This is a genomic window from Ensifer sp. Root1252, from assembly GCF_001425885.1.
Lineage (GTDB): Bacteria > Pseudomonadota > Alphaproteobacteria > Rhizobiales > Rhizobiaceae > Ensifer > Ensifer canadensis.
On record NZ_LMDT01000020.1, the window covers coordinates 26765 to 37799 of the forward strand.

Consider the following 11035-nt stretch of genomic DNA (forward strand, 5'->3'; position numbering starts at 1 on the left):
TGGCAGGAAGAGGACCCTGCCCAAACCAGAACGACAAGAGGGAACGACCGAATGAACACTTTCGCCAGATTGACAGCGGCGGCCGCATCGATGGCCATATCATTCACGGCGCTTCCGGCCAATGCCGGAGCCGTGCTCGAGCGCGTGCTCGACGCAAAGACCTTGAAGGTTGCAACCGACGCCAGCTGGGCGCCGCAGTCCTTCATGAACGACAAAAACGAGATGGACGGTTTCGACATCGATGTTGCCAAGGAAATTGGCAAGCGCCTCGGTGTCGGCGTCGAGTTCGTCACCCCAGGCTGGGATATCATCACCGCCGGCAACTGGCAGGGCCGCTGGGACATGCATGTGGGCTCGATGACGCCGACCAAGGAACGGGCCAAGATATTCGACTTCCCGGCCGTCTACTACTACACGCCGGCGGCGGTCGCTGTGCACAACGATAGTCTCGCCGTCACGTTGATCGACCTGGACGGCAAGGTCGTCGGAACGACGGCAACGTCGACCTTCGAAGCTTACGCGAAGCAGGAACTGACGCTCGATGCCGCGGGGGCTCCCGCCTTCGAATACGCGTTCAAGCCGAAGGAAGTGAAGTCCTACGCCAACTCGACAACGGCCTTTGACGACCTGCGCCTCGGCGACGGCGTTCGCGTCGATGCGGTGGTGTCGTCGCTGCCGAGTATTCGCGATGCCATCAAGGCCGGATATCCGATCAAGCAGGTCGGCGATCCGGTCTTCTATGAGCCATTGGCCGTTGCCATCGAGCACGGTGACAAGGAGCTGAACGACAAGATCGCCGAAGCGATCAAGTCGATGCAGACCGATGGCACGCTGAGCAAGCTCTCGGAAAAGTGGTACGGCGTCGACTACACGGTCGTGAAGTAGGCTTGTCTACGTCTGGCGGTCCGGGTTGGTCCGGATCGCCTTTTTGTCCAGAGGGACTAACATGCTCTATCCGGATACCGTTGACTCCGAAATTCTCGTCCACAAGCCTCCGTTCGTGGCGTCGGTTTTCGCAGCCGTCCTGGTCGTCTTCATGGCTTTCAATCTGACCGGGACAACGATGGGCGAACTGATGCGCCCGGTGATAGGCGAGCCGCTGGAGAGCGGCTTCTACGGACGTTTCGCCATTGCTCTTGTCGTGGCGGCGCTCTTCTGCCTGAACATCGTGCTCATCGGCTTCGCCAGTCTCAGGCTGCAGATCGCCATCGTCTGGATGGAGCTTCTGGTGCTGTTTCTCGCCTTCTTCCAGACCTTCCACCTAAGCCTGCCCTTTATCGAGGAGAAGCTGCCTTTCCTGATCGCGCAAGGCCTTGTGACGACCGTCTATGTCTCAGCCGTTTCGATCTTGATTGCCTCGCTCATCGCAATCCTTGGCGCGGTTGCGAAACTTTCGACCAACGGTTTCGCCTATGCGATCGCAAGCTTCTACACATCATTCTTCCGCGGGCTCCCGCTTCTGATGCAAGTCTATCTGATCTATCTGGGTCTACCCCAACTTGGCATCATCATCGATGCGGTTCCAGCCGGCATCCTGGCGCTTTCGCTCTGTTACGGCGCTTACATGACCGAAATCTTTCGATCGGGCATTCAAAGCATCGACCGCGGCCAGTGGGAAGCGTCGCGTTCCATTGGCTTTGGCTTCGGGCTTACCATGCGCAAGATCATCCTGCCGCAGGCGCTGCCCGTCATCATTCCGCCGACCGGCAACCAGTTCATCTCTATGTTGAAGGACAGTTCGCTCGTCTCCGTCATCGGTGTCTGGGAACTTATGTTCCTCGCCCGCACGCTTGGGCAAAAGAGCTTCCAGCACATGGAAATGCTCATATCCGCCGCCATGCTTTACTGGATCATGTCCATCTGCCTCGAACTCATCCAGTCCCGCATCGAACGTCATTACGCCAGGAGCAAGGTCCGATGAGTGCTGAGACTATCATCGACGTCAGGAACGTTTCCAAATGGTACGGTGCCTTTCAGGTCCTGACGGATATCAACCTGACGGTCCGCAAGGGCGAGCGCATCGTCGTCTGCGGCCCTTCCGGCTCCGGCAAGTCGACCCTCATCCGCTGTTTCAACCGCCTGGAGGCACACCAGGAGGGTGAGATTGTCGTCAACGGTATCAGCCTGCACAGCAAGATGCGCAATGTCTCCGAAGTGCGGCGCAACGTCGGCATGGTGTTCCAGCACTTCAATCTCTTCCCCCACATGACTGTGCTGATGAACTGCATGGTTGGGCCGATGTGGATCAACGGTGTTCCGGCAGCAGAGGCGCGGGCGCGGGCGTTGACGTTCCTGGAGCGGGTGCGTATCCCCGAACAGGCCAACAAGTACCCGGTGCAGCTTTCCGGCGGCCAGCAGCAGCGCGTGGCAATCGCACGCTCGCTTTGCATGCAACCGGCGGTGATGCTGTTCGACGAGCCGACCTCCGCACTCGACCCTGAAATGGTTTCGGAGGTTCTCGACACGATGACAAGTCTTGCCCGGGACGGCATGACGATGGTCTGCGTTACCCATGAAATGGGGTTTGCCCGAGCTGTTGCTGACCGGGTGATCTTTATGAATTCCGGTCAGATCGTCGAACAGGGGAGGCCGAAAGAGTTCTTCACTAACCCTCAGCATGAACGTACGAAGCTGTTTCTTAGCCAGATCCTCAAGCATTGAGCGTGAAATAGCATCGATCGATTCAACTCTACTCGACAGAAAGATGCCTGTTTTACATCGCACTTACATGCGCCAGAGGGTTTTCAGCAGCTACGTGATGACGGCACGCTGTGTGTGGGCATCACACCAAGTGGCCAGGATCGTTTTTCTCGCTCTGCCTGAGTTCAGGTGTGCTAAGAAAGACAATGAAGTCAGTACGCGACTGAAATACCCTGCTTCCGCCGAAGGCGACCCCTTGTACATCCGATGTTTTCATTTTTTGCTTCGGAATGTATCGGCTGAAAGAGCGCGGCGATTGGCCGGCTAGCTGATCTTCCGGGGACGCCCGCCCTTCGCGCCGTTGGCTCGGCTTGCCTCGATCTTCGCGGCGGACCGAGATTGCCCGCCTCGGCGCTGAGCCTCCATGAACTTCGCAGTTCCGAATATGCCCTTCATTAAACCGAGGATGGTGAAATCCACGTCTAAGGTTTCCCAATGCAAGCCAGTTTCGCCCAAAAGCTCGACTTCCGCCAACTGGGCAGGCGTTGCATTCTCCAGGCCTTGTATCGATCGGGCAGGCACCATGAAAGCTGCGCCGTTTGTGAAATCCACGACAATGCGGCTGGAAGGTTCATCGAAACGGACCGACGATGGGATCGGGGCGCGTGCACGCTCTGCGTCCCCCTTCGAGGTAGCTTCTCGGCCTGTCGCTGTGAGCAGGTTTTCGAACTATCCCGCCCCTGCCTGAAGCCTGTTGCGTAGATCGTCGATCGTTTCGCGGAGGGTATCTAGGGCCTTCGCGTCCAGCGCAACCGCATCGCCGATGCAATGCATGACATGATCGGCCTGCCCCTGCAGGGCGCGGCCTTTCTCCGTCAGGTGCAGAAGCACCTCGCGTTCGTCCCGGGGGTTGCGCGTTCTCGTGATGAACCCGGCAATGTTCAGGCGCTTGAGCAACGGCGTAAGCGTGCTGGAATCAAGGAAGAGATTGTTACCCAGCTCCTTGACGTTCTGCCCGTCGCGTTTCCAGAGCGACACCATGACCAGGTACTGCGGGTACGTCAGGCTCAGCTTGTCCAGCAACGGCCGGTAAAGCTGGGTGAATGCGTGGCTTGCGGAATAGAGGGAAAAGCAGAGCATTCCGGCGACCCCGGGATGGTCGTCTGGCTTCGTCATGGCGATCTCCTTTCCAAACAGATAAATCGTGCACGATTTATTTGCAAGCGGTTGACAACCACGTTTCGGCAGCATAATAGATTGGACACAAATGAATTGCACACAAATAAATAAGACCTAAACCGAGATCCGAACCACGAAGGAAGTCGTCATGTTCAAACTCGCCGCCACCGTTGCCTTTGCCGCCGCCCTCCTGTCCGGCAGTGCACTCGCCCAGCCTGCAAAGCCCACTGTCGTTCTCGTCCACGGCGCTTTCGCCGACTCCTCGAGCTGGAATGGTGTGACGAAGATCCTTCAGAAGGACGGTTACACAGTCGTTGCCGCGGCCAATCCCCTGCGCAGTGTCGCCGGCGATGCGGCCTATGTTTCCGACATCATCTCGAGCATCACAGGATCTGTCGTCTTGGTCGGGCATTCCTACGGAGGCCAGGTGATCTCGACCGCTGCCAATGGCAAGGACAATGTCAAGTCGCTGGTCTATGTGGCAGCGTTTGCTCCGGAAGCAGGGGAAGCAGCTGCCGATCTCGCCGGTAAGTTCCCGGGCGGAACGCTTGGCCAAGCGCTCGCCGCTCCGGTCAAGCTGGCAGATCGCGGCGTCGATCTTTCCATCGACCAGGCGAAGTTTCATGACCAGTTCGCCCACGACGTTTCGATTGAGGATGCGGCATTGATGGCCGCCGGCCAGCGCCCGATCACTGAAGCCGCCTTGACGGAAAAGTCCGGTTCGCCAGCCTGGAAGACGCTGCCCTCCTACTTCATCTATGGGGACGGCGACAAGAACATCCCTGCGAAGGCACTCGGCTTCATGGCCGAACGGGCAGGCTCAAAGCACACTGTCGTGATCAATGGTGCATCCCATGTGGTGATGGTGTCGCAGCCCAAGGCAGTCGCGGACCTAATCGAAGAGGCTGCACAGTAATCTTTGCAAATTGCTGGTGATCAAAGGCCGCCATCCGGAAGGGTGGCGGCTTTGCCGTAAGAGCACGGCTCAACCAGTCACGTTCGCGAAAATCCATCGGTGTCAGGATGTGCGGCATGCCCAATCGCAACTCACCCAAATCTGCCAATTGCCGAACTCCGATGATGGCTTTAGCGGAATTGAGAGACGTTCCTGTCTCCGGCGGTCGCTGATTTTGTACCGCGACAGTACCGCTTCGCCGGCGGTTCAAATTAGTGCTTGCCAGCCAAAACGCGGATAATTATAGTCCGCGTTATGGCGCATATGACGGCAGGTGTGGAATACGGGCTGCATTGTCTCCTGTGGTTGGCAAGTTCGCCCGGAACGCCGCTGAGCAACCGCGACCTGGCGGATTTTCAGGGAATTTCCCCTAGTTTTCTGGCGAAGATATTTCCGAAGCTGGAAAAAGCGGGGATCGTATCAGCTTCCGAGGGTATCAAAGGGGGATATCTGCTCGCAAAGCAGCCTGGAAATATCACGGTTCTGGAGGTTGTTGATGCGATCGAAGGTAGGAAGCCCTTATTCGACTGTCAGGAGATCCGTGGTCGCTGCGCCGTATATCGGGAGCGGCCGCCGTCATGGGCAACGAAAGGCGTATGCGCAATCCACGCGGTGATGTTGCGCGCGGAAAAGGCCATGCGGGATTCCCTTGGAAGCGAGACGTTGGCCGACATTGCCGGCGACTTAAGCCGCAAGGCGCCGCCGGAATTTTCTGACGAAGTCCGTAAATGGCTTGCCGACAGGACGAAGGGCCGGACCCGAAGCGGTGCAATAGAAGACGGAGCATTGTCCTGACGGGCTGGAAAAGCGGACATGGGTTGCGGCTGGCAATTGCGGCCGGGCTGGCAGAGATGCGGCCGGCTCGGGAAGATGAGGATTTAGAGTGATGAAGGATATATTCATCTTGGCCGGCAACGGCACCCTTCACTCGTCGGCGCGTATTCGGTCGCAGTGCGGCAAGGTTAGCGCGCTGCGCATGGTAGCGCCTACAATCTGCCGGAGTTGATGAGATGGGCACCCCAGCTGTCGTTGCGGATAGTCCGCTGGTTCTTGTAGTCGATGATGACGAAAATGTTCGCAACTCCCTGCAGGAACTCATCGAATCGGTCGGCCTCGACGTCGCCTGTTTCCCTTCGCCCCGCGAACTGATGAGCGCCGGCCTTCCCGACCGGCCCGGGTGTCTGGTGCTCGACGTCCGCATGCCGGGCGCGAGTGGCCTCGATCTGCAGCACCAACTCTCGACGCGTGGGGTAACGAAACCCATCATCTTCCTCACGGGATACGGGGACATACCGATGACCGTGCAGGCCATGAAAGCCGGGGCCGTCGATTTCCTGACGAAACCCGTGCGCGACCAGACGCTGCTCGACGCCGTGATTGCCGGTATTCGGCGGGACGTGGAGCAAAGGGCACAGGCAGAAAACATCCACCAGCATTCCACCCGATTTGCGACCCTTACCCCACGCGAGCGGCAAGTTCTTCGAGAAGTGGCGCGCGGGCGCCTCAACAAGCAGATCGCTTTCGAACTCGGCATCAGCGAGATCACCGTGAAGCTCCACCGCAGCAATATGATGCGCAAGATGCGAACTACTTCCGTCGGAGAACTCATCCGTGCATGGGATTCACTGCCTTCCAGCCTGCGCGAGAAGCCGCAAGCGTGAGCTTGCGGCGGCGCCGTCGCGCCGCTTTACGTCCATTCTCATTTCTTAAAAAAATGTTTAGTCGCGGCGCACAGCGCCGCGCGATGTCGTACTTCACTTTTTCGCCAGATACGTGAAGACTGCGAATTCGCTACAAAACTTTGTGCAGCCGATCATGAGCTGAAGCCGTTGCTCTTAACGAACTGCGATGGGGTGAACTCAGTCAGGGCGCATCCTAATCACCCGATCTATCATACCTGTACTCTGGGACTAGATGGCCGATGCATGGGTTCGATAGGCCGGCGGGCCGCCGTGATGCATTCTCCTGACCGGCCGAAAAGGCTCTAACTGGAGACGTAAGATGCGCGATATCATCAAAGCTCTCGCGCTCGCCGCAGCGGTGGGCACCATAGCTACCGCGTTCGCACAAGCAGCCGATTCCCAGGACAAGCCGACAATCGTGCTGGTGCATGGCGCGTTTGCGGAGTCGAGCGCGAACGACGTGATCGGTGCACTGGCGGTCAACACCGAAACAGCCAGCGGAAATGCGAATGTGACGGCCTCGGTCGACCTCGCCGCCGTCGCTCCGGAGGCAGGTGAATCCAGCGTAAGCCTTTCGGGAGAATTTCCCGGCAGCACGCTGGCCGACGCGTTAACGACGACTACGCTGCCGGAGGGCGGCAAGATCTCTACATTCGGCCGGACCGGTTCCACGATCAGTTTGCCGCCGATGTGCCCGAATACTCGGCGCGGCTGATGGCAGTTCCTCAACGTCCCGTGGCACAGGTCGCCGAACGGTCGGGCGTCGCCTCGTGGAAGACGCTGCCTTCCACGCAATTTGCGGTTCCGCAGATCGCAACATCCCGCCGGCGGCAATGAGATTTATGGCGAAGTGTGCGCTTACCTTGAAGACCCTTAGCATTCAGGGCGGGTCACATGCCCTGACGGTCTCGCATCCATCGCCTCGCTATCGAGGAAGCAGCCTCCGCGAAGTAACGCCGGTGCGCAACCCGCAAACCCGAATCAAGCTAAACTAGGAGATTGAACATGAAAATCGTCGTCATCGGAGGCACAGGCCTCATTGGATCGAAGACCGTTGAACGGCTTCGCAAGCGTGGCCACGAGGTGTTGGCTGCCTCTCCGAATTCGGGTGTAAACACAGTTACCGGAGAAGGCCTCGTCGAAGCGTTGGCCGGTGCGCAGGTCGTGATCGACCTGGCGAACTCGCCAAGCTTCGAAGAAAAGGCCGCCATGGAATTCTTCGAAGCGGCCGGCCGCAACCTCTTCGCTGCAGAAAAGACTGCAGGCGTTCGCCATCACGTAGCGCTGTCGGTCGTCGGTACCGACCGCATGCAGGCGATGGGGTATTTCCGCGCCAAGCTGCGGCAGGAGGAGCACATCCGGAATTCCGGCATTCCCTACACGATCGTCCACGCGACGCAGTTCTTCGAGTTCGTGGGGGCCATCGCTCAATCGGCGACCGAGGGAACGAATGTTCGCGCGCCCACGGGCGCTTTCCAGCCGATAGCAGCAGACAATGTCGCCGATGCCATGGCCGATGCCGCTCTGGCCGAGCCGGTGAACGGCGTAATCGAGATCGCCGGTCCGGAGCTAGCCCCTATGAACGAGTTCATCGCGCGTTACCTCAAGGCTACCAACGATCCGCGCACCCTCGTCGCTGACCCTAAGGCCTGTTATTTCGAGATCGAGATCAATGACCGGACACTGGTTCCGGACGACAGCGCCCGCCTCGGCGCGATCCACTTCGAGGATTGGCTACAGTCCCCCGCCGCCCAGAAGAAGTAAGCGCCCGCGCATATTCCATTTGGGTTCGCCGTCCCGGCAGACCTCTGCTCACCGACCCTAACCGCAGCCCTTGTCTGGCATCGACAACGCTATGGCTCCGGTGGCCGGCGCCATAGCGGTTCTAACCAACACCGAGATACCCGGCTGTGCCGACGAGCGCTGTCAGGAGGAATCCATGCGCATTGAAAAGCTCTATCCCATGACGTCGGCTGATGTTGATCGATGTCGCCGCGACGCTGCAGGCTGCTGCCCTGACGCTTTCCAATCCGGGGATCGAATTGGCCGTCGTCAGCGAGGAAGGCGGCAAGGCGGCGGGGGTGCTCAGCAAATCCGATCTCATTCGCTGATGAGTCGCAACATCATTTCCTGCAGCTCGGGCGACGATTTGCAGGCCGCATGGCAGGTCATGATGGAAAACCGCATCCAGAACATGCCGGTCCTCGGCAACGATGCGAAACCGCTCGGTGTCCTGGATATCCGCGACGCGCTGAGAGTGCTGCTCTTCGAGCAGGAACAACTGCAGGAACATATGTTGGCGAACTACATCGCTGGCATTGGTTACTAATCGCCGGATCTTGGGACGATCGTCATGTTTCAAGCATATCTGATTGAAATCGCCGCTGCGCCGCTGGCATGGCTGATCATTCTTGGCCTGACCGGAATAGCCGTGTGGAAATTCATCGGTCCGACGCGCTCCAATCTGCGGCTTGTGGTGCAGATCATCTTCTTTACGGCCATGACTTCCGTCATCGTTCTCGCAGATATTCCGCTTGGTCAATCGCAAGGCCTGGGTATTGGCGACGAGCAGGCGGCTTTCATCGTCTTCGCCCAGTTGCTGTGGTGGCTCCATCTCTCTTGGGCCGTCATCGGGTTCGTGCGGATCTATCTGGTTCTGGAAGGTAGGCCACGCGAGGCCCGTTTGCTGCAGGATATCGTCGTCGGCGCGGTTTACATGTGCGTCACGCTCGCCGCCCTCGCTTTCGTTTTCGGCGCCCCTGTTGGAACGCTGATTGCGACTTCCGGCGTCATAGCCATTGCGCTCGGCCTTGCTCTTCAGAACACACTCGGCGACGTATTTTCCGGTGTCGCTCTCAATCTCGGGCACACCTATGTGCTGGGCGACTGGATCCTCCTTGAGGACGGCACGGAAGGACGCGTCATTGCAAGTACCTGGCGCTCGACGCAGATTCTAACGGGCGCCAACAATATCGTGGTCCTGCCCAACAGCGTCCTTGCGAAGCTAAAGCTGACTAATGTCAGCCGGCCGGATGAGACGCATCTTCTCAAGATGACGGTGCGGGTGGTACCGACGCACGCTCCTTCGATTATCGAGGAGGCCATGCTGACGGTTCTGGCGGGCTGCAATTCCATCATGCGGGAGCCGCCGCCCTTGGTTTCGCTGAGCGGCGTGGATGCAACCGCGCTGGAAATTCATCTGTTTTTCCGGGTGAGCAATCCGATGCTGAGGATGAAGGCGCAAAACGAGGTGATCGACCGCTTCTACCGACATTGCCGATCCGCCGGTATCCAGCTTGCGATGCCGCCCATGGCCACCATCAATGGAACCCCGTCGAATGAAACAGCCAGGCCACCTGATGTGACGCTGCAGGAGGTCATCGATGAAAATCCAATCTTCTCCGGACTGACGCGATCCGAAAGAGAAAAATTGGCCCAATCGGGCATAGAGCGTGAATATCGCAAGGGGGATGTCATCGTCTCCCAAGGACAGTCGCTGCCCTCGATGACGATTATCCGCACCGGCGTCGTATCGATGCAGCATGACCAGCAGGAAAAGCGGCGCCTTTCGGCGGGCGACTTCTTTGGTGAAACCGGGCTCCTCGCGGGAATGCACGAAGCTTACACGCTGCAAGCGCTGACGCGGATCGCCGCCTACGAGATCGACCAGAAGAGTTTCGCGCGCCTGATCGCCGACCGTCCGGCGATTGCCGAGGAGGTCGCGGCGATGCTATCCGCATGTTCCGGCGACAACAGCCAGCTTCCGATGGCAGCGGCAAAACACGAACGGAGCGCCTCCGCTTTCTTGAAGTCGATCCGGACGATCTTCAGCACCTGAATGTCGGCCGCAGGCCGAAAACCATCGAAAACACCAAAGAAGGACGAGACCATGGGCGTGAAACTCTTTTACGCGCCGGGCGCCTGCAGCCTGGCGAGCCACATCTGCCTGATCGAGGGAAACATTCAGTTCGAAGCCGAACGTGTCGATTTGAAAACGAAGATTACCGCGTCGGGGGATGATTTTCGCGCGGTGACCGCCAAGGGATATGTGCCGGCGCTGATGCTCGACAGTGGCGAAGTCGTCACCGAAAATGTTGCGGTGTTGGCTTATCTAGCGGGAGAACTGCCGGCGCTCGACGTCAGCGGCGAGTTGGGCCGTACCCGGCTTATCGAGGTGCTAGCCTATCTCTCCACGGAAATCCACAAGAGCTTCGAATCCTTATTTCTGGGTGCCAACACGAAGGAACACGCCAAAACTAGCGCCTCCATCACCTATCGCCTTCAGTATCTCGCCGACCATATGCGTGACGAATACCTGTTCGGCGATCATCCGAGCGTGGCCGATTTCTATCTGTTCGTGATGATGAGCTGGGCCAAGATCTTCGGCGTCGAAATCCCGGCGCCGCTGCTTGCGCTCGATAGGCGCCTGCTGGCGCGGCCTTCGGTCCAGGCCGCGTTGAGGAGTGAAGGGCTCGCCACCTGACAACCGCCCGCGTCTCTCCAGACAGGCCTTTTAGGCTCCGCCGCGTCAGCGGCGGACGTCTGTCCGGCGCTCATAGTGGGTACGCCTCAGCCGCGT

At 58.8% G+C, this 11035-nt stretch carries 13 protein-coding genes; 11 read left to right on the forward strand and 2 right to left on the reverse strand.

Annotation, left to right across the window (positions count from 1 at the left end; all coding sequences use genetic code 11):
- Positions 1-51 precede the first annotated feature (51 nt).
- The 3 genes from ASD02_RS19900 to ASD02_RS19910 all read left to right on the forward strand — a co-directional run bounded on the left by ASD02_RS19900 (position 52) and on the right by ASD02_RS19910 (position 2661).
- Complete coding sequence (locus ASD02_RS19900; protein WP_057208185.1) at positions 52-885, forward strand: transporter substrate-binding domain-containing protein; 834 nt, start codon at positions 52-54, stop codon at positions 883-885.
- A 61-nt stretch (positions 886-946) separates the two neighbouring features.
- Positions 947-1921, forward strand: coding sequence for an amino acid ABC transporter permease (locus ASD02_RS19905; RefSeq protein ID WP_057208187.1), 975 nt, complete (start codon positions 947-949; stop codon positions 1919-1921).
- Positions 1918-2661 carry an amino acid ABC transporter ATP-binding protein gene (locus tag ASD02_RS19910; RefSeq protein WP_057208189.1) on the forward strand — a complete coding sequence of 248 codons (744 nt, stop codon included), beginning with the start codon at positions 1918-1920 and terminating at the stop codon, positions 2659-2661. Before ASD02_RS19905 ends, ASD02_RS19910 begins: the two co-directional genes overlap by 4 nt.
- A 303-nt stretch (positions 2662-2964) precedes the next feature.
- On the opposite strand, the gene ASD02_RS19915 is transcribed toward ASD02_RS19910, so the two are convergent.
- Both ASD02_RS19915 and ASD02_RS19920 read right to left on the reverse strand, forming a co-directional pair.
- Complete coding sequence (locus tag ASD02_RS19915; RefSeq protein ID WP_225968611.1) at positions 2965-3297, reverse strand: DUF2442 domain-containing protein; 333 nt, start codon at positions 3295-3297, stop codon at positions 2965-2967.
- Positions 3298-3369: 72 nt separating this feature from the next.
- Positions 3370-3816 (reverse strand): MarR family transcriptional regulator, encoded by a 447-nt coding sequence (locus ASD02_RS19920; RefSeq protein ID WP_057221020.1) that lies wholly within the window; start codon positions 3814-3816, stop codon positions 3370-3372.
- Between the two features lie 151 nt (positions 3817-3967).
- On the opposite strand from ASD02_RS19920, the gene ASD02_RS19925 reads away from it, so the two are divergent.
- From ASD02_RS19925 to ASD02_RS19960, 8 genes are all read left to right on the forward strand, one after another.
- Positions 3968-4735, forward strand: coding sequence for an alpha/beta hydrolase (locus ASD02_RS19925; protein ID WP_057213550.1), 768 nt, complete (start codon positions 3968-3970; stop codon positions 4733-4735).
- Positions 4736-5029: 294 nt separating this feature from the next.
- The gene (locus tag ASD02_RS19930; RefSeq protein ID WP_057208198.1) at positions 5030-5569 is read left to right on the forward strand and encodes an Rrf2 family transcriptional regulator; all 540 of its coding nucleotides are present in this window, start codon (positions 5030-5032) and stop codon (positions 5567-5569) included.
- Positions 5570-5784: 215 nt separating this feature from the next.
- On the forward strand, positions 5785-6435 hold the full coding sequence (locus tag ASD02_RS19935; protein WP_057208200.1) for a response regulator transcription factor: 651 nt from the start codon (positions 5785-5787) through the stop codon (positions 6433-6435).
- A 340-nt stretch (positions 6436-6775) separates the two neighbouring features.
- On the forward strand, positions 6776-7171 hold the full coding sequence (locus tag ASD02_RS40605; RefSeq protein ID WP_063963300.1) for a hypothetical protein: 396 nt from the start codon (positions 6776-6778) through the stop codon (positions 7169-7171).
- Positions 7172-7461: 290 nt separating this feature from the next.
- Complete coding sequence (locus tag ASD02_RS19945; protein ID WP_057213553.1) at positions 7462-8220, forward strand: SDR family oxidoreductase; 759 nt, start codon at positions 7462-7464, stop codon at positions 8218-8220.
- Positions 8221-8566: 346 nt separating this feature from the next.
- Positions 8567-8785: a CBS domain-containing protein gene (locus tag ASD02_RS39830; RefSeq protein ID WP_244494249.1), complete on the forward strand. Its 219-nt coding sequence runs from the start codon at positions 8567-8569 to the stop codon at positions 8783-8785.
- Between the two features lie 24 nt (positions 8786-8809).
- Positions 8810-10294, forward strand: coding sequence for a mechanosensitive ion channel family protein (locus ASD02_RS19955; protein ID WP_057208204.1), 1485 nt, complete (start codon positions 8810-8812; stop codon positions 10292-10294).
- A gap of 51 nt (positions 10295-10345) precedes the next feature.
- Entirely contained in the window at positions 10346-10939 is a 594-nt protein-coding gene (locus ASD02_RS19960; RefSeq protein WP_244494245.1) for a glutathione S-transferase C-terminal domain-containing protein, read from the forward strand.
- Positions 10940-11035: the final 96 nt, after the last annotated feature.